Source organism: Nocardia barduliensis (assembly GCF_013315795.1).
Taxonomy (GTDB): Bacteria; Actinomycetota; Actinomycetes; order Mycobacteriales; family Mycobacteriaceae; genus Nocardia; species Nocardia barduliensis.
In genome coordinates, this window is sequence record NZ_JABLTE010000014.1 from 87,190 (window position 1) to 104,389 (window position 17,200).

19 protein-coding genes are annotated in these 17,200 nt (G+C 69.8%); 8 read left to right on the forward strand and 11 right to left on the reverse strand.

Features of this window, described 5'->3' with window-relative positions; genetic code table 11:
* Nucleotides 1-107 precede the first annotated feature (107 nt).
* Genes HOV91_RS09030 through HOV91_RS09040 form a run of 3 tightly spaced genes read left to right on the forward strand, consistent with a single transcriptional unit; the run spans nt 108 to nt 1,820 of the window.
* Entirely contained in the window at nt 108-479 is a 372-nt protein-coding gene (locus HOV91_RS09030) for a hypothetical protein (RefSeq protein ID WP_312884528.1), read from the forward strand.
* A 7-nt stretch (nt 480-486) separates the two neighbouring features.
* Nucleotides 487-984 (forward strand): DUF6879 family protein, encoded by a 498-nt coding sequence (locus HOV91_RS09035; protein WP_312884529.1) that lies wholly within the window; start codon nt 487-489, stop codon nt 982-984.
* A complete protein-coding gene (locus tag HOV91_RS09040; RefSeq protein WP_174184985.1) occupies nt 981-1,820 on the forward strand; it encodes a helix-turn-helix domain-containing protein in 840 nt (279 codons plus the stop codon). The genes HOV91_RS09035 and HOV91_RS09040 overlap by 4 nt, the downstream gene beginning before the upstream one ends.
* A 75-nt stretch (nt 1,821-1,895) precedes the next feature.
* Here the strand turns inward: HOV91_RS09040 and HOV91_RS09045 are convergent, their stop codons facing one another.
* Genes HOV91_RS09045 through HOV91_RS09055 form a run of 3 tightly spaced genes read right to left on the reverse strand, consistent with a single transcriptional unit; the run spans nt 1,896 to nt 3,543 of the window.
* On the reverse strand, nt 1,896-2,510 hold the full coding sequence (locus tag HOV91_RS09045) for a YHS domain-containing protein (RefSeq protein ID WP_174184986.1): 615 nt from the start codon (nt 2,508-2,510) through the stop codon (nt 1,896-1,898).
* Nucleotides 2,507-2,989, reverse strand: a complete 483-nt coding sequence (locus HOV91_RS09050; protein ID WP_312884530.1) for an anthrone oxygenase family protein — start codon at nt 2,987-2,989, stop codon at nt 2,507-2,509. Before HOV91_RS09050 ends, HOV91_RS09045 begins: the two co-directional genes overlap by 4 nt.
* On the reverse strand, nt 2,986-3,543 hold the full coding sequence (locus tag HOV91_RS09055; protein ID WP_174184987.1) for a peroxiredoxin-like family protein: 558 nt from the start codon (nt 3,541-3,543) through the stop codon (nt 2,986-2,988). Before HOV91_RS09055 ends, HOV91_RS09050 begins: the two co-directional genes overlap by 4 nt.
* Before the next feature lie 71 nt (nt 3,544-3,614).
* Here HOV91_RS09055 and HOV91_RS09060 point away from each other — a divergent pair, with 71 nt between their 5' ends.
* Nucleotides 3,615-4,226 carry a TetR/AcrR family transcriptional regulator C-terminal domain-containing protein gene (locus HOV91_RS09060; RefSeq protein WP_174184988.1) on the forward strand — a complete coding sequence of 204 codons (612 nt, stop codon included), beginning with the start codon at nt 3,615-3,617 and terminating at the stop codon, nt 4,224-4,226.
* 32 nt (nt 4,227-4,258) lie between these two features.
* Here HOV91_RS09060 and HOV91_RS09065 read toward each other — a convergent pair whose 3' ends face one another.
* Complete coding sequence (locus tag HOV91_RS09065) at nt 4,259-5,395, reverse strand: GDSL-type esterase/lipase family protein (protein WP_174184989.1); 1,137 nt, start codon at nt 5,393-5,395, stop codon at nt 4,259-4,261.
* A 103-nt stretch (nt 5,396-5,498) separates the two neighbouring features.
* On the opposite strand from HOV91_RS09065, the gene HOV91_RS09070 reads away from it, so the two are divergent.
* A complete protein-coding gene (locus HOV91_RS09070; protein WP_174184990.1) occupies nt 5,499-5,972 on the forward strand; it encodes a MarR family winged helix-turn-helix transcriptional regulator in 474 nt (157 codons plus the stop codon).
* A gap of 3 nt (nt 5,973-5,975) precedes the next feature.
* On the opposite strand, the gene HOV91_RS09075 is transcribed toward HOV91_RS09070, so the two are convergent.
* Complete coding sequence (locus tag HOV91_RS09075) at nt 5,976-6,629, reverse strand: TetR/AcrR family transcriptional regulator C-terminal domain-containing protein (RefSeq protein ID WP_174184991.1); 654 nt, start codon at nt 6,627-6,629, stop codon at nt 5,976-5,978.
* A gap of 90 nt (nt 6,630-6,719) precedes the next feature.
* Between HOV91_RS09075 and HOV91_RS09080 the strand changes: the two genes are divergently transcribed.
* Entirely contained in the window at nt 6,720-7,730 is a 1,011-nt protein-coding gene (locus tag HOV91_RS09080; protein ID WP_217439970.1) for an NAD(P)-dependent alcohol dehydrogenase, read from the forward strand.
* Between the two features lie 243 nt (nt 7,731-7,973).
* Here HOV91_RS09080 and HOV91_RS09085 read toward each other — a convergent pair whose 3' ends face one another.
* Nucleotides 7,974-8,924, reverse strand: a complete 951-nt coding sequence (locus HOV91_RS09085; protein WP_174184992.1) for a helix-turn-helix transcriptional regulator — start codon at nt 8,922-8,924, stop codon at nt 7,974-7,976.
* Nucleotides 8,925-8,986: 62 nt separating this feature from the next.
* Here HOV91_RS09085 and HOV91_RS09090 point away from each other — a divergent pair, with 62 nt between their 5' ends.
* Nucleotides 8,987-10,141, forward strand: coding sequence for an epoxide hydrolase family protein (locus HOV91_RS09090; protein ID WP_174184993.1), 1,155 nt, complete (start codon nt 8,987-8,989; stop codon nt 10,139-10,141).
* A gap of 4 nt (nt 10,142-10,145) precedes the next feature.
* Here the strand turns inward: HOV91_RS09090 and HOV91_RS09095 are convergent, their stop codons facing one another.
* The 4 genes from HOV91_RS09095 to HOV91_RS09110 form a co-directional block, all read right to left on the reverse strand.
* Complete coding sequence (locus HOV91_RS09095) at nt 10,146-12,200, reverse strand: 5-oxoprolinase/urea amidolyase family protein (protein ID WP_174184994.1); 2,055 nt, start codon at nt 12,198-12,200, stop codon at nt 10,146-10,148.
* Nucleotides 12,197-12,811: an urea amidolyase associated protein UAAP2 gene (locus tag HOV91_RS09100; protein WP_174184995.1), complete on the reverse strand. Its 615-nt coding sequence runs from the start codon at nt 12,809-12,811 to the stop codon at nt 12,197-12,199. The genes HOV91_RS09095 and HOV91_RS09100 overlap by 4 nt, the downstream gene beginning before the upstream one ends.
* The gene (locus HOV91_RS09105) at nt 12,808-13,560 is read right to left on the reverse strand and encodes a DUF1989 domain-containing protein (RefSeq protein ID WP_174184996.1); all 753 of its coding nucleotides are present in this window, start codon (nt 13,558-13,560) and stop codon (nt 12,808-12,810) included. Before HOV91_RS09105 ends, HOV91_RS09100 begins: the two co-directional genes overlap by 4 nt.
* Nucleotides 13,561-13,640: 80 nt before the next feature.
* Nucleotides 13,641-15,176: an amino acid permease gene (locus HOV91_RS09110; protein WP_174184997.1), complete on the reverse strand. Its 1,536-nt coding sequence runs from the start codon at nt 15,174-15,176 to the stop codon at nt 13,641-13,643.
* Nucleotides 15,177-15,395: 219 nt separating this feature from the next.
* On the opposite strand from HOV91_RS09110, the gene HOV91_RS09115 reads away from it, so the two are divergent.
* On the forward strand, nt 15,396-16,070 hold the full coding sequence (locus tag HOV91_RS09115; RefSeq protein WP_174184998.1) for a TetR/AcrR family transcriptional regulator: 675 nt from the start codon (nt 15,396-15,398) through the stop codon (nt 16,068-16,070).
* Nucleotides 16,071-16,073: 3 nt separating this feature from the next.
* Here the strand turns inward: HOV91_RS09115 and HOV91_RS09120 are convergent, their stop codons facing one another.
* The gene (locus HOV91_RS09120) at nt 16,074-16,700 is read right to left on the reverse strand and encodes a hypothetical protein (protein WP_174184999.1); all 627 of its coding nucleotides are present in this window, start codon (nt 16,698-16,700) and stop codon (nt 16,074-16,076) included.
* Between the last annotated feature and the right edge of the window lie 500 nt (nt 16,701-17,200).

Consider the following 17,200-nt stretch of genomic DNA (forward strand, 5'->3'; position numbering starts at 1 on the left):
ATCCGACGCTAAGTAGCCGGGAGCCCGATCGTCTACGGGCTTGCGGGAACTTGCGCATATTGCTTCGAAAGCGCCTTCAGCAGCCAAGCGGCAATGCATCATTGGCTGTGGGATGCAAGTCGGCACAAGCAACTGAATGGGGGCGGATGATGCGTTTACGCTTTCTCGGCAAGGGCGGCTCGGATAAGACGGGTTGCCCGGCGCTGTATGCCACCGACCGGGGCAGCTATCTCGTGCAGGGCTGGCGGACCGACCAGTCCGGAATTCTGGAGATACCCCACTTGCTGACCGGCTTCGCCGAACCGGGCACTTTCATCGGGGCGACGATGACCGATACCGGTAGGGGCACCTTCCGATTGGTCGGACGACCGATCACCGATCGCGAAACACTGGATCAACTGGCTCTGGAAGACGACGAGACAGCCATCGAAGTGCCGAAGGGTGAGAGGACTTACTACGGTGGAATTCCGCTCGAATGATCGTTGGGTGGAGCTGTTCGAAGTCACCCGGAAGTCGGCGTTTCATTTGGAGGTTCGCGACTCTTACGCGGAGCCGGAGGAATCCGAGCCGTTCCGCCGATTCCTCGACGGCGAGCCGGAGCCGCCGGGTGGATACGACAAGAGCGATTGGCTCGACCTCGTAGCGACGTTGGCGCAGCGTGGTGTCGCGATGAGCCGGGTGCGGGTGGTCAGCGTTCCGCTCTCGGACTATCAGCGCTGGCTGTTCTCGGTTACCGGTAGCAGCGTCGCTGCCGGTGAGGACATCCGATACCTGCCCAGACATCTCGCCGGAGAGGTACCGCCGGACGATTGGTGGCTGTTCGACGGTGAGCGGGTGGCGTTCAATGTCGTCGACTCCTCGGGCAAACCGGCCGGAGCGGCGGTAACCACCGATCCGGTGATCGCGGCCTACTGCCGAGGGGTGCGAGAACGACTCTGGAACCTGGCGACTCCGTACGCCGAATACGCCGCACCGCACCCGTGACGAGTTCGATACAGGACGCCCGAGCGGCACTCGGCCAACGGCTGCGCGAAATGAGACGCGATGCCGGGGTGAGCGGCCGAGAGCTCGCCGTCCGGGAGGGCTGGCACGAGTCCAAGGTCTCTCGAATCGAGCACGGGCGAATCAAGCCGTCGAATGACGACATCCGTGCGTATTGCCGCCATTGTGCCGGACAGGAGCAGCTCGCCGACCTCTTGGCCACGCTGCACAACATCGACACGGCTTATCTGGAATACCGGCGTTTACTAGGTGCGGGCGTCAAACGCGGACAGCAGTTGTATGCCGAACTGGAGGCCGAAGCGACGTTCGTGCGCAACTACGACCCGCAGATCGTCCCCGGGTTGCTGCAAACCGCCGACTACGCCGAAGCGAAACTGCGGAGCGTCATCGAGTTCTATCGTCTTCCGAACGACATCGACGCCGGTGTCACCAAACGGATGGAGCGCCAGAAAGTTTTGTCCAAGCGAGATCACCGGTTCCACTTCATCATCAGCGAACGGTCGCTCTACACATCGGTCGGCGGAGACGCCGTGATGATCGGGCAACTCGAAAGGCTGCACTCGATCACGGGTATGCCCCGTGTGACGCTGGGGATAGTCCCGCTGACGGCTCCCGCTCATGTAGTCCTGGAGAACTTCACGATGTTCGACAATCGTATGGTGAAGGTGGAAGGGCACACCGCGGAGATAACCATTACCCAACCGCGCGAGATCGCCCTCTACGGTCATGCTTTCGACATCCTGGCGCGCCAGTCGATGACCGGCGAAAAGGCCAGGGGCTTGATCAGGTCCGCCCTGGACCGCCGCCGCCCGGCCTGACGGCGGCGCTCCCAGCGAGTGGCACCCGGTCGCGGCGGAATGCGGAAGTTCACCGGGTGCCACTCGCGGAACAGTTCAGAGTGGGAGTGCGTGGTCTTCGGCGAAGACCTTGCGGCACACGGGGGCACAGAAGGCGTACCGAGTGCCGTCGTGCGTGAGGGTGAAGCGGGCGGTGGCGAGGTCGACCGTCATACCGCAGACGGGGTCGATGGCGTGGCCCTCGGGGGGTTCGGCGTGGGTGCCGGAGGCCCGGTAGTCCTCGGTCATCAATTTGGTGATCTCGGTGGCGGTGAGTGGGTGGCCGAGGGTGCCGAGGTTGTTCTCGCGTAGGCCGATGATCTGGACCACGCAGTGCGGGTCGCGGGTCAGGCGGTCCGGGTCGGGCTCGGAGCCGGCGACGGCCTTGGTGATCAGGGGAATCACGTGGCCGCCGAATTGGGCGTTGTTGGCCCAGGATCCGGGCACGGTGAGCCGCGCGAGGTAGCGTGGCGCGTCGTTCAGCGCGGGGCCTCCGGTCGCCCACGCGTCGGCGTCGCGCACCAGGACGTGGGTCAGTTCCCGGGCCTTCTCCAGCACCGAGTCCGGCGCTTCGGGCTCGGTGGTCAGATCGCGCAGAATGCGTTCGGCGAGGGCGCGTTTGCGATCGGCGGTCAGGGTGTAGTCGGAGACGAACAGTTCGACGGTCATCATGGGCGTGCTTCTTTCGCGGCGAGCAGGGTGGTCAGCACGGTGAGAAGGAAGGCCACCAGTGCGCAGGCCGTGCGCGCGAGGTGGAATGCCTCCCAGCGGCCGAGGATGTCGGCGTAGTCGGCCGGAGGGCCGCTGACCGCCCAGACCTTGATCTGCTGGTTGATCGGGACGTTGCCGAGGCGGGTTATGAGGAACGCCGCAACGGCCAGGACGCCCGCGCCACCGGCGAGTAGGCGCGCCCGCCCGGCGGATCGGGCGGCGAGCACCAGCGTGCTCACAATGGTCAGACCCATCAGCGATTGCATGACCAGGCCGTTCACGCTCATCAAGGCGGTGTGGAAGGTGAAGCGCACATCCAAGGGCACTTCGCGGAACGCGTAGAGGACATTGACGGCTCCGTACCCGAACGCACCGGCGAGCAACCCGCCGGAGACCAACGCGAATGCCCGCGCCAGCAGCGGTCTTTCGGCAATCCTCACGCGTGACGCTCCGCCGGGACGAGCGCGAGCAGTTCATCGACCGACCACTGGTCGTAGACGTGCGTGCCGTGCTTCGCGGCGAGCACGCGTCCGTCGGGGGAGACCAGGAAGTCGGCGGGCAGTCCGAGGCTGCCGCCCTCGGGCTTGGCGGGCGGGGCGGCCTGCCGGTGGCGCAGGGTCGCGTAGGCGGCGTGGGCGACGCCGCGCAGGATGGCGGGCCAGCCGCGCGGATCGAGCAGCGCGCGCGGCGCGGTCTCGACGCCGAATTCCCGGTACAGCTTCCGTTCCGGGTCGGCGATGACATCCAGCGGCAGATCGGCGGTGTACTTGCGCAATTCCGCGGCGCTGGAGTGGAAGACGACCACTTCGCGGATGCCCGCGGCGGCGATCTCGGCGTGGCGGGCGACGATCGAGCGCAGGTGCAGGTTGCACACCGGGCATCCGGCGAAGCGGCGGAATTGGAGGTGGATCAAGCGATCCGGATCCGGCACTCGGACCTGTGCACCGGACACGGTGACCAGAGTCCGGTCCGGGACGGCGGTCGGCAGCGGCATGGGGGCTCCTTTCGTAGGTGTACTTTGTACGCCTACGACCAGTATGCGCGTAGCTTGTACGCTGTCAATCCGTGCCCCGTCCCCGTTCGCTGACCACCGCCGATGTAGTCGCGGCGGCCCTCGCCGTGCTCGACCGCGACGGTCTGTCCGCACTGACCATGCGTGCGGTGGCCAAGGAGCTGGGCATGGCGACCATGGCCCTGTACCGCTACGTGCGCGACCGCGATGCGCTCGAGGTGCTGGTGGCAGACCAGGTGTTCGCTTCGATCGACACCTCGCTCCCCGCCGGAGGCGACTGGAAAGCGCGCGTGGCGGTGCTGCTCGAGCACATCCGCGACGGGTTCTCGGCCCACCCGGCGGCCGTGCCGCTGGTGCTGCGGCACCGGCAGTCGTCGGTGGAATCGCTCCGCGTGATGGAAACGATGCTCGCCGTGCTCACCGAGGGCGGCTTCACCGGACGCGCCCGCGTCATCGCCCAGCGCACGCTGGTCGCCTTCCTGGTCGGCTACCTCCAGAACAAGCACTACGCGCCGTTGCCGGGGCGGGGGACGAGCGTGCTGGCCGAACTTCCCGCCGCGGACTACCCGCATCTGGCACAGACCGCGAGCCGGGCCAAGGACATGTCGGCCGACGACGAATTCCGGGGCGGTGTCGAGATCCTGCTGCGTGGTCTCGAGCCCTAGGGGTCGGCCGAGCTGCGGGACAACGCCGCCCGTCAGCGGAAAAGTGCCGCCACGTCGACGCTTTCGGCCATGGCGTGGGCGCCGGCGTCGTTGAGGTGCATGCCGTCGCCGCTGTCGAACTCGGGACGGATGAAGCCGGGCCGCTCCGGGTCCTCGACCGCACGCGCCACGTCGAAGACCGAATCGAAGACATCGGTGCCGCGCAGCCATTCGTTCACGCGCCGACGGGCCGGCTGGGCCACCGCCACGTGCAGATCGTCGTAGATGACGCCGGCGTAGGGACCGATCGTGGCGGCGTGGACGGTGAGCCCTGCCGCGTGCGCCCGCCGCGCGAGGGTGGTGAAGCCCGCGATCAGGTCGTCCGCGGTCGCGGGCGGCTGACCGGTCATGCCGCCCAGGCTGAGGTCGTTGATGCCGAAGTTGATCAGCACGCTGGTCACGCCGGGCACGCCGAGCACGTCACGATCGAAGCGGGCCAGGCCCGAATCGCCCACCCCGTCGAGCAGCAGCCGGCTTCCCGCGACGCCCTGGTTGACCACCCAGCCCCGGTTCAGGCGCGCGTTGAGCACGTCCACCGACCGGCGGTTCGCGCCGAGTGTGGTGCCGACGCCTTCGAACCAGGAGTCGCCGAACGCGACGGCCACGGGTGTGTCCGCGGGTGCGAGCACGTCGACGCCGATGACGAAGAACCGGCCGGGCACCTCCTCGACCGGGGTGATCGCGGCCTGGTCCGCGACGTTCCCGTCCGCGATGTAGGCGGTCTCGCCGGGCTGGTGCGAGAAGGTCGCCGGCCCGGTGGGTTCGGGCAGATACAGGCTCAACGCCAGATCCGCGCCCGCCGAGACGGCCAGATCCACCGGGTCGCTGAGAACTTCGCCGCCCACCGGGACGCGGACTTGCTCGGTTCCGCCGAATCGCAGCACGCGGTCGGTCTCGGCGACGATCTCACCGCCGTTCTTGCGCAGGGCGATCCGCGCCGCGCCGATGGTCAGCGGCGTCTTCCCGTACCGGTTGGTCAGCCCGATCCGCACCTGCGCGCCGCCGCCCGCCAGGTGCAGTACCTGGCGCACCGTCTGGTCGGTGAACGCGCGCGAGTCGGCGAACTTGATCTGCTCGTCCGGGCGGATCACCGCGGTGCGGAATCCGGCGATCCAGGCGGTGGGCGCCATGGGAACCTCCACTAGTTGACGCGAGGAATAATGCGTATGCATATTTCTACGACGACTTATTCCGCGTGTCAACTATTTGGGGCATTCGCGGTAAGTTCGCCCCATGGACGTGACCGAGCTGTTCGACGACCCGCGTCTGACCACGATGGGCCTGCTGTTCGAGGCTTACGGCGGCGTGGTCGCGAAGCTGGAGCCGGTATGGAAGGCGCACGGCTTGTCCGGCTTGGATCTGAACGCGCTGATGCGGCTGAGCCGTTCGTCCGGGCGCCGGTTGCGCATGTCGGAGCTGGCGGTGCAGACCGCGCTGTCCACCAGTGGCGTGACGCGGTTGGTCGATCGGCTGGCCCGCGCCGGTCTGGTGGAACGCGAACTGGACCCGGCGGATCGGCGCAGCGCCCATGCCGTGCTCACCGAGGCCGGCGCGGCGCGGCTGGCGCAGGTGCTGCCGGACTATCTCGCCGCCGTCGACCGCTGGTTCGTCGGGTTGCTGACCGCGCGGCAGCTCGCCGCGTTGTCCGAGGCGCTGCGGATCGTCCGCGACACGGCCAACCCCGAAGCCACATTCCGGATGGATTGAGGGTCAGTGGGCGTTCTCGGCGAGCAGTCGTTCCAGGCCGTCCAGGATCAGCTCCAGGCCGAAGGTGAAGTCGGCGATGCCCGAGTGCTTTCCGTCGATGACGAGCAGCGAGAGCGCGTGCATGTGGGGAAACTCGTCGGCCGGTATGAGCGGCAGGAAATGCTCTGCCGCGGCGGCGTATTCGGACGGCGCGAACGGAAAGTTCAGTTCCTGCGAGGTGAAGCCGTAGAGGTGGCTGTCCAGCGCGTTCCACGCGCGGTCCGCTTGAGGCAGGGAGAAGCCCGCCGCGCGCAGGCAGCCCAGGGTGGCGTCGATGTAGCGCAGCATGGCGGGGCCCACGTTGACCCTGCTGCCGATGAGTCCGGTGGCCCACGGATGGCGTAGCAGGACCTCGTGGGCGGAGAGTGACCGCGCGCGCAGGGCGGCCCGCCAATCGCCGCCGACGGCGGGCGGCGCCATCTCGGCGATCACCAGATCGGCGATGCCGTCGAGCAGGTCGTCCTTGTTGCGCACGTGGTTGTACAGCGACATGGCCTCGATGCCGAGCGTCTGCGCCAGTCGCCGCATGGACAGCGCGGGCAAGCCGTGCTCGTCGGCGAGCCGGACGGCGGCGTTGAGCACCGCGTCCCTGGTGAGCGGCGCGCGGGCTTCCGGCATGGTTTCCTCTCTTGACGCACTTACGGCGTAAGCGTACCGTCGGCGGCGCCGCACTTACGCTGTAAGTGCCCTGTGTAGACGAGGAATGTCATGTCCGACGCCCAGCAGTCCACCCTCGAGCACGCCACGATGACCGCGATCGTCGCGCCGCGATACGGCTCCAGCGAGGTGCTCCGAACCCAGACGGTGCCGCGTCCCGTCGCGGGCGACGGCCAGGTGCTGGTGCGCGTCCGTGCGGCGGCGGTATGTCGTGGCGACTTGCACCTGCTCACCGGCAAGCCCTACGCGGTGCGGCTCGGTTTCGGGCTGCGGCGGCCGAAGGACCCGATCATCGGGCACGACCTGGCCGGCGAAGTGGTCGCGGTCGGCGCTGGGGCAACGGGATTCGACCGCGGCGACCTGGTTTTCGGCGCCGTCGACGCGGGGGCCTTCGCCGAATACGTGAGCGTCCCGGCCGAGCGGCTCGCACGCGTCCCCGATGGCCTGACCGTGGCGGAGGCCGCGGCACTGCCGGATTCCGGGCTGACCGCGCTGCAGGGCCTGCGCGATGTCGGCGGCTTGCGCGCCGGGCAGAAAGTGCTCGTCAACGGTGCTTCGGGCGGTGTGGGCACGGCCGCGGTGCAGATCGCCAAGGCGCTCGGCGCCGAGGTGACGGCCGTGTGCAGCACGCGGCACGTCGAGATGCTGCGCTCGCTGGGCGCGGACCTCGTGGTCGACTACACCACGACGGATTTCACCAGCGGCACGGATCGATACGACGTCCTGCTGGACCTGGTGGGCAACCGGTCGCTGACCGACTACCGCCGGGTGCTCGCGCCCAAGGGCGTCTTCGTCTCTTCGGCGGGCTCGCCCGGCGGGGACTGGTTCGGCCCGGTGCTGTGGGTGGGCAAGGTGGTGCTGACCGGCCTGGTGGTCGGCCAGACGATGCGTCCCCTGCTGATGCGCCCGCGCCGGGCCGACCTCGAACTCCTGGCCGTACTGGCCGCGGAAGGAAAGCTGCGTCCGGTGATCGAGCGGCGCTGTCCGCTCGCCGCGGCAGCCGCGGCGGTGGGCCATGTCGCCGAGGGGCACGCCCAGGGCAAGACGGTGATCGTCGTCTGAGCCGGTCGGCCGGTCATGCCCGGACCGCGCCGGCACGCTGCGCGAGGTGGTCGGCCACTGTCTCCGATCTCGTCGTTGCCGGTGGTGTCCACCGCTTCATCGAGACGACGGAGTACGGTCGCGGACCCTGACCCCCGTGGCGCGGGTCTCTCCCGGTCGCGGTAGCGGCGAACCTTGCCGAGGTTGCGGTGCCGGGCGCCGTGTGCGGAGACCGAAGCCGTCGCCGTTCCGGCCTGAACCGGGTCATTCGACCGCGGCGGAGAGGCGCGTGGCGAGTGCGCGGATGTGCGTGACCAGTTCCCGTGGTTCGTGCACCCGGAACGGGAAGCCGAAGGTGGCGACGTAGATCGCCAGCTCGTCCAAGGAGTTCGATCCGGTTCGCAGCAGGCAACTTTCGGCGTCGAGCGCCTCGATCACCCCGACGGTCGGCGCGACGCGCTCGGCGGCCGCCTCCGCCGGAACACCCAAGGTGATGCGGGCCGCGTAGCGGTAGGGGGCGGTCGTGACCCCGCGCGAGAGGTACCCGGACAGATCGGCGTCGGGCGCCTCGCGGGGGGTGAAGCGGGGGCCGGTCGGGATGCGTGGACGCAGCCGGTCGACGCGATAGGTGCGCCAGTCCGCGCGATCGACGTCCCAGCCGATCAGGTACCACCGCCTGCCGGTGTGGGCCAGGCGGTGCGGCTCGGTGGTGCGCAGCGACGTGGCCCCGTCGTGCGCGCGATAGTCGAAGCGCAGGCGATGGTGGTCGCGGATGGCGGCCGCGACGGCGGTGAGAACGTCCGGCTCCACGGTCGGGCCGCCCGCGGGCACGGTGACCGTGGCCGCCTGGAGCATGCCGACGCGGTGGCGCAGGCGCGCGGGCAGCACCTGCTCGAGTTTGGCGAGGGCGCGCAGCGAACTGTCCTCGATGCCCGCGATGGTGCCGCCCGCCGCGGTGCGCAGGCCGAGCGCCACCGCCACCGCCTCGTCGTCGTCCAGCAGCAGCGGCGGCAGTTTCGCTCCCGCGCCGAGCCGGTAACCGGCCACGCCGGGTGTCGCGTCCACCGGGTAGCCCAGGGTGCGCAGCTTCTCGACATCCCGGCGCACGGTGCGCACGTCCACCTCGAGTCGTTCGGCGAGTTCGGCGCCGGTCCAGTCCCGCGGGGTCTGCAGCAGCGACAACAGGCGCAACAAGCGTGCCGAGGTTTCCAACATGGGAAAAGTCTGTCCTACAGCTAGGGCGAGAGTTGTCCTAGGTGGGTCATACCGTCGATGGCATGAGCAACGAGATCACCCCGTTCCGCATCGACATCCCGCAGCAGCGACTCGACGACCTGCGTTCCCGTCTGGACGCCACCCGCTGGCCCGCCCCGCTGCCCGGCGACGGCTGGGACACCGGCGTGCCGACCGCTTGGCTGCGCGAGCTGGTCGACCACTGGCGCACCGGATACGACTGGCGCGCGGCCGAAGCGCAGCTCAACGCCTACCCGCAGTACACGACGGTGATCGACGGACAGACCATCCACTTCCTGCACGCGCGCTCACCCGAGGCGGACGCGCTGCCGCTGCTGCTGACCCACGGCTGGCCGGGCTCGGTGGCCGAATTCCTCGATGTGATCGGGCCCTTGACCGACCCGGGGGCGCACGGCGGCGACCCGGCCGACGCCTTCCACCTGGTCATCCCGTCGCTGCCGGGATTCGGGTTCTCCGGACCGGTCACCGAGGCGGGCTGGAATATCGATCGGATCGCCGCGGCATGGGCCGAACTCATGGACCGGCTCGGGTACCGGCGCTACGGCGTGCAGGGCGGCGACATCGGCGCGGCGGTGAGCCCGCAGGTCGGCCGGACGGCGCCGGGCCGGGTCGTCGGCGTGCACGTCAACGGCGGGCCCGGTCCCTTCCCGTCGCTGCCGCTCGGGGAAGAGGAGCTGGCGAGCCTGACCGAGCTGGAGCGTGATCGCATCCGGCGGATCGAGGCGTTCCTGCGGGAGGAGTTCGGCTACATCGCCATCCAGTCCACCCGCCCGCAGGCCCTGGCCTACGGACTGGTCGACTCGCCGGTGGGGCAACTGGCCTGGATCATGGACAAATTCCGGGAATGGACCCATCCGCGCGGCGTCGAGCCGGACAAGATCCTGGACCGGGATCGGCTGCTGACCAACGTGATGCTGTACTGGCTCACCGGCACGGCGGGCTCGGCGGCGTACGTCGGCTATGCCCAGGACGCTCCGTGGGGCGAGCCGAAGCAGAACTCCGGCGTTCCCACCGCCGCCCTGGTGTTCGCCCACGACATCGGCATCCGCCGCTACGCCGAGACCGAGAACACCATCACCCGCTGGAACGACGTCGACCGCGGCGGCCATTTCGCCGCCATGGAGGAACCCGCGCTGCTCACCGCCGACATCCGCGAGTTCTTCCGCGACCTGCGCTGAGCGGTCATGCGGTGAGTTCACCCGCCGAGCGCCAGGACTCGCGTTCGGCGGCGAAAGCTTCCGCTTGCTTCGCACGGAAGGCCCCGATGTCTTCGGCATTCTCGGCGAGGAACGTCCGATACTCCGCCAGGCGGAATTCCCCGTCCTCGGCCTGCACCCGGACGTTGCCCGCCGCGAAGTCGGCGCGCAGGTCGAGCAGTTCCTCCGCCTCGACCGGATACCAGCGAATACGGTCGAAATAGCGCAGTAGCCAGGGTGTTTCGGCTCCCGAGGCGGTGCGGTCGGCGCCTGGGGCCACGGCAGGCGCCGCGCCCGCCCGATGATTCCACACCTGGGTGGTGCGTCCGACGAATTGGTAGCCACCCGGCCCCTCCATGCCGTAGACGCACAGATAGGCGCCGCCGATGCCGACCGCGTTCTCCGGGGTCCAGGTGCGGGCGGGATTGTATTTCGTGGTGACCAGCCGGTGCCGGGGATCCGTGGGGGTGGCGACCGGCGCGCCGAGGTAGACGTCCCCGAGGCCGAGCACCAGATACTCGGCGTCGAACACGGTGTCGTAGACATCGGATACGGCAGCCAAGCCGTTCACGCGCCGAATGAACTCGATGTTCCACGGACACCAGGGCGCGTCGGCCCGCACGCCGCGCATGTACCGGGTGATCGCCTCGCGCGTGGACGGGTCGTCCCAGGACAGCGGCAGACGCACGACCCGGCTCGGCACGACGAGCCGATCGGAGGCGGGCAACTGCGCCTCGGCCTCGGCGAGCAGGTCCAGCAGCGCGCAGGCCCGCAGCACGTGCGGGTCGACCCGGATCTGCAGCGAGCGGATGCCGGGGGTCAGCTCCGTCACGCCGCGAATTCCGGCGGCGAGCAGATGGTGGTGCAGGGCGTGCACCCGGGCGCGCAGACCGAGATCCAGGGTCATCGCGCCGTACTCGACGAGCACGCCGTCGTCGCCCGCTCGGCGATAGGTCACCGTGGTCGAGCCGTCCACCTCGGCGCGGCGCAGCACGCCGTCGTCGCCGTCGCCGCCCGTCGACAGCACCGTGGGCCAGGCGGCGCGGCGCGCGGCTCCGAGTTCGCGGATCGAGGCGGCGCGGTCGCCGCGGACCGGCACGAACCGCACCCGGTCGCCGGGCGACAACTGGCCCAGCTTCCAGCGGTCGGCCGCGACGACCGTGACCGGGCAGACGAAACCGCCGAGGCTCGGTCCGTCCGGTCCCAGCAGTATCGGGGTGTCGCCCGTGAAGTCCAGCGCGCCGACCGAATACGGGGTGTCGTGGATATTGGACGGATGCAGGCCCGCCTCGCCGCCGTCGGCGCGGGCCCATTCCGGCTTCGGCCCGATCAGCCGCACACCGGTGCGATCGGAGTTGAAGTGCACCTCGTAGTCGGTGCCCAGCACGGCGTCGAAATCGGCGCGGGTGAAGAATTCCGGTGCGCCGTGCGGACCCTCGGTGACCGCGATTTCCCAGTTCCGGGTGAGTACCGGTTGCTCGTCCATCGGCACGGCTGTCACGACCCGGCCGTGGTGCGCGCCCAGCCGAAGCGACGCACCGGCGCGCACCGCGCCTCCGGTGCCGCCGAACCGGCCCAGCGTGAAAGTAGCTGCGCTGCCGAGGTATTCGGGCACGTCGATACCGCCCCCGATCAGCACGTAGCAGCGCATGCCCGGTCCGCGCACCGCGCCGACGTCCAGCACGCCGCCCGCGGGCGCCCGCACCGTGCGCCACTGGGGCGCGCGAACGCCGTCCAGCGTCACCTCCGTCGGCGCGCCGGTGACGCAGACCCAGGTCGGCGCGGTGAACCGGAGCGCAGGGCCGCCGAGGGTGCATTCCAGCCCGGCGGCGCCCTCGTCGTTGCCGAGCGCGCGATTCCCCAGACGGAAGGATAGATCGTCCATCGGCCCCGACGGCGGAACGCCGACGTGCCAATACCCGACCCGGCCGGGCCAGTCCTGCACGGTGGTGAGCATGCCGGGGCGCAGGACCTCCACCTGGCCGGGCGGCGCGGGCACGGACTGCGCGGTACCGGCCACCGGTAATTCGGCGACGGTCATCGTGACACCACCATGCGCACGGGGGTGGGGTCGAAGCCGTTGCAGGGGTTGTTGATCTGCGGGCAGTTGGAGACCAGCACCAGCGTGTCGATCTCGGCGCGCAGCGTGACCCGTTTGCCGGGCGCGGACAATCCGTCCACGATGCCCAGCGTGCCGTCGGCCTCGACCGGAACGTTCATGAACCAGTTGATGTTCGACACCAGGTCGCGTTTGCCCAGGCCCCAGCGCAAGGCTTCGGTGAGGAAGTTCTCCACGCAGGCATGCTGGTGGCGGGTGTGCAGGCCGTAGCGCAGCGTGTTGGACTCCTGGGAGCAGGCGCCCGCGATGGTGTCGTGGTTGCCGACCTCGTCGGCCACGACGGTCATCAGTGTGGCGCCCGTCTCGGTGCGCAGTTCGCTGCCGGTGGTGAGGAAGATATTGCGCTGGGCGGCGACCGTCGCCTGCGCGCTGTAGCGATCGGAGTGGTCGGCCGCCGAGTACAGCAGGCAGTCCACCGCTTGATTGCCGTGCAGGTCGATGATCTCCAGATACTCGCCCGCACGGACCACGGCCGACCACGGCGCGCGGGCGGGGACGGTCTCGTCGAGCACGATGGTGTGGGCGGAAGTCATGCGGTTGCCTCCAGAGTCAGGGCGGCCGTCCAGGCTTGTTCGGTGTTGTGCACCGCCCGCTGGTATTCCGGGTCCCGGTCGGCGGGTACGGCGAGGTCTTCCGGGGCGGACCACGCGACGAGATCGAGGTCGGTCGCGGGCCGGTCGTCCAAGGGGTGGGTGGAGTTGGCGACCAGTACCGTCACCGGCAGGTGCAGGAGCAAGTCGACCGAGGAGCCCGCAGCGGCGCTGCCGGTCGCGGTGAGCGCGCCGTCCCGCTCCACCCGCACGCCGCGGAACAACGAGACCGTCGGGCCGACGTCCCTGGGGTGCAGCCCGTGTTTGGCGGCTGCCAGGCGCAGCAGGTCGCGGGCTTGGGCGGTGGGTCCGCAGAGCGCGTCGTGATGGCCGGAGGTGTCGGCGAGCACGGTCGCCAGGATGCGGCCCTGGTCCGACAGCAGCGGGTGCCCGCTGCCCAGGTACGCCTGCCACGGCACCTTGATCGTGTCGGCGACGTTCAAGCGCTCCCACGGCGCTTCGGTGCGCACCAGCAGCAGGTGCGCGCAGGCCGCGCCGTCCGGGTCGCCGAGGCGAACCCGGGTGCCGCGGCCCAGCGCGATGTTCGCGTAGCCGCCCGCCGGAATCCGCTGCGCGAAGGTGATCCGCGAGGCGGAGATCTCGGCGGGCCGGGCGGGCTCCGCGATGACCGCGGCCGCGGCCTGTGCTCGCGCGTGCGCTCGCGCGCCGGAGGTGTCCGCAGTGGTTGTCACGATGCTTCCTTTCGTGCTGATTCGCTGTTCGCCGGTTGCCGGCGCGGCGGCGCGGGCAGTGCGCCGCCGCGCCGGGCCGATCAAGCCGGTTGCGGTGCGGGCTCGCCGCTCCTGACGCCGCGGGACCAACCGGCCACCAGGCGATGCACCACCACGCCGACGGCCAGCACCAGCAGCACGAAAAGCGGCGCGGCCCAGCGCATCCACCATCCGCCGCCCTCCGGCGTGTAGACCTCCGCCCGTGGCCAGGCCAGGTTCACCACCATCGCGACCCCCCAGACCACGGCGAGCGCGTTGACCGGGATGCCGAACCGGCCCAGGCTGAACAACCGCGCGTCGGTGCCCGGGTCCGGCAGGCCGGTCCACCTTCGCACCAGCAGCGGCACCGTCACCAGCAGGTAGGCCAGATACAGCGTGACGATGCAGACGCTCGCCAGGGTCGCGAACATCGCGGCGTTGCCGAGGTTGAGCACCAGCAGGCCGATGCCCAGCACGCCGATCACGATGGCGGGCAGCACCGGCGTGCCGTATCGCGGATGCACGGCGGCGAGCCTGCCCGCGAACGGCAGCTTCCCGTCCCGCGCCATGGAGAACATCAGCCGCGAACCCGCGGTCTGAATCGCCAGGGTGCACACCGTGATCGCGACCGCGACGCAGCCGAGCAGCACCTTGCCCGCCGGGCTGTCCAGTTTCGCGGTGAGCACGTAGGCCAGTCCGTCCGAGGCCAGCGCGCCGTCGGACAGGCTCGGCGCGGCCATCAGCGCGCCGAGCAGCATGAGCCCACCGCCCAGCGCCGAGACCGACAGCGCGGTGAGGATGGTGCGCGGCGCGACCCGGCGCGGGTTCTTGGTCTCCTCGGAAAGCTCGCCCGCGGAATCGAACCCGACCATCACGTAGGCCGCCATCAGTCCGGACACCAGGAACGCGGCCCAGTAGGGCCCCGGTGCGGCCTGATCGGTGTGCAGCACCACGCCGGGCCCGCGTTCGGTACCGGTGAAGAACAGCGCGACGATCGCGAGGACGCCGACGATCTCGACGGTGACGCCGATCGAATTGATCCGCGCCATCAGATCGATGCCGATCACGTTGATCAGCGTGGTGACCACGAGCAGGACGCTGCCCAGCAGCACGGCGTTGGTCGCGCCGGAGGGCGAGGTCAGCGCGGTGTCCGTACCGACGAGCTGGAATCCGCTCCAGATCGAGGGCAGCACCACCTGCAGGGCGATCGCCGCCGCGGCGGCCGTGACGATCTGCGCGATGATCATCATCCAGCCAGCGAACCAACCGACGAGTTCACCGCCGAGCCGTCGCGACCACTGGTAGATGCAACCCGAGATCGGATAGCGCGCGGCCAGTTCGGCGAAATTCAGCGCCACGAGGAATTGTCCGGCGAACACGATCGGCCAGGACCAGAAGAAGGCGGCTCCGCCGAACGAGTAGCCGAAGCCGAAGAACTGGAAGATCGTGGTGAGGATGGAGACGAACGAGAAGCCGGCCGCGAAAGAGGCGTAGCGGCCGAGCTTGCGGTGCAGGACGGGCTGGTAGCCGAACCGGGCGAGGTCGGCGCCGTCTCCGCTGAGGTCGGCGGACGGGATGGGGGCGAGCGTGGCGGCCATGGGCGGTCCTTCGGCGTGCGGCCAATAACTATCAGATGACAGTTTTGCGTCCGTGATCGCACTTTCGGTGACCTGGATGTATCGCTTCCGGTACCCCCGGTAACTTCTGTGTTGCCGCTATTTCTATCAAGTGACAGAAAACGCACGGCTGCCGTCCCTGCACGGCGCGCACGGCCACCGCGCCGCAGCAGTCGCGGGCCGACCTGCCAGAATGAGGCAGTGGCTAACCTCGGGCCAGGACGGCCGCGCGTCGAACAGCGGCGCCGACGCGGCACGACACCGCGCGCCGAGATCCTCGACGCCGCAGGCGAACTGTTCACCACCAACGGGTACGCCAATACCTCCACCCGCGCGATCGCCGACGCCGTCGGAATCCGGCAGGCTTCGCTGTACCACCATTTCGCGGCCAAGGACGACATCCTGGACGCGCTGCTCGCCGAAACCGTAGCCGCGCCCATCGAATTGGCCGAGCGGCTGCGCACCGCGTCCGGCCCGGCGCCGGTCCGCTTGTACGCGCTGGCCGTGTTCGACGTGCGGCAACTGTGCGCATCCCGCTGGAATCTGGGTGCGCTGTATCTACTGCCGGAATTGCGCACCGAGCGGTTCGCCGCGTTCCGCCTGCGCCGCGACGAATTGCGCGGACATTACGAGGCTCTGGCCGCGCGCGTGCTCGCCGAGGGCGGCGCGCCGAGCGTGCCCGGCACCGAGTCGCTGCCGTTCCGCCTGGTGGAGACCGTGATCAGCATCCGCTCCGACGAGGGCATCGCGCCCAGGTACGCGGAGCGGACCATCCCCGGGGCGGTGCTGCGCGTCCTCGGCTGGACCGGCGACCTCGACGCGATCCGGGCCGCGGCGATCGTGCTGCTGGACCGGCTCGCCGCGCCCACGGACTGAGCCTCAGGACTTGCCGGTGCCCCGCACCCAGTCCAGCCCCCAGTGATACGCCTTGTCCACCTCGGTCACGCCCCAGCGTGGACGGTTCGGCGGCGGCGGGACGAAGCGTGCCTCCCGGCGCACCACCAGTCCCGTGCCGGTGTTCTCGATGAGCGCCAGCACCACGTCCCGGGAGCCGTCCGTGCAACCGTCCACGCTCAACTCGATCGGGGGTGCGCCCGCCGGGTACAGCGTGGCGGTCGCCCGGATGCCGCGGAAGTCGGCCGCGCCGTCATAGAGGGTGGCGAAGATCAGGATGCGGCGGAAATCGCCGGTGTGGCCGAGGTCGATCTCCAGGTTCTCCCCGGCGGCGCCGGTCCCGGAACGCTCGTCGGTGCCCAGCCGGATGAACGGGGGCCGCTCCAGCGATCCGAAGTCGCCGACCGGACGGATATCGCCCTTGCGCCCGTCGGCCAGCTCCCAGAAGCAGCACAGGTCCAGATCCAGCGCGACACCCTCGCTCGCGCCCCCGGTCCAATGCAGGTTGACCCGCATGATGCCGGTGGTCGCGCCCAGCGCGGTGAGCGACACCGACGGGAGATCCTGCGTCAGCGAGAATTTCCCGGAAGGCTGCCCCGCCGCCGAACGCATGTCCTGACCTGGCGGGTAGTGCCCAGGTGGGTGCTGTCCCGATGCCGGGTACGGGCCGGAGGGCACGTAATGACCTGGTTGTGGCGAGCTTTGACCATATGGGGGAGACCAGCCGGGTGGCGGCGCGTACTGCCCCGGCGCGGTGTACTGGCCTGGCGGCGCCGGGTGGCCCGGCGGGGTGTACTGGCCCGGCGGCGGGTGGCTCGGTGGCGTATAGCCGCTCGGCGGCGTGGGGTACTGCGGAGATTCGGGCTGGGCGAATGCAGCCGGGTAGCCGCCCGGCGGTACCGCAGGGTTTCGCCAGGCTGTCGCGCCGGGCTGCTCCGGTGCGGCCGGTGGCACGCCGGAGGGACCGGTTTCGGGTGGAACCGCAGCGGGAGGCGGCGGCGCGACCTGGTGCGGCCCGGTAGTGCCGGGCCCGGCAGTAGGCGCGATGAACCGACCCGGCTCCGGCGGTACCGGTGCGGAAGGTGGCGGGGGCGGGGTGAACTCGTGCGGGG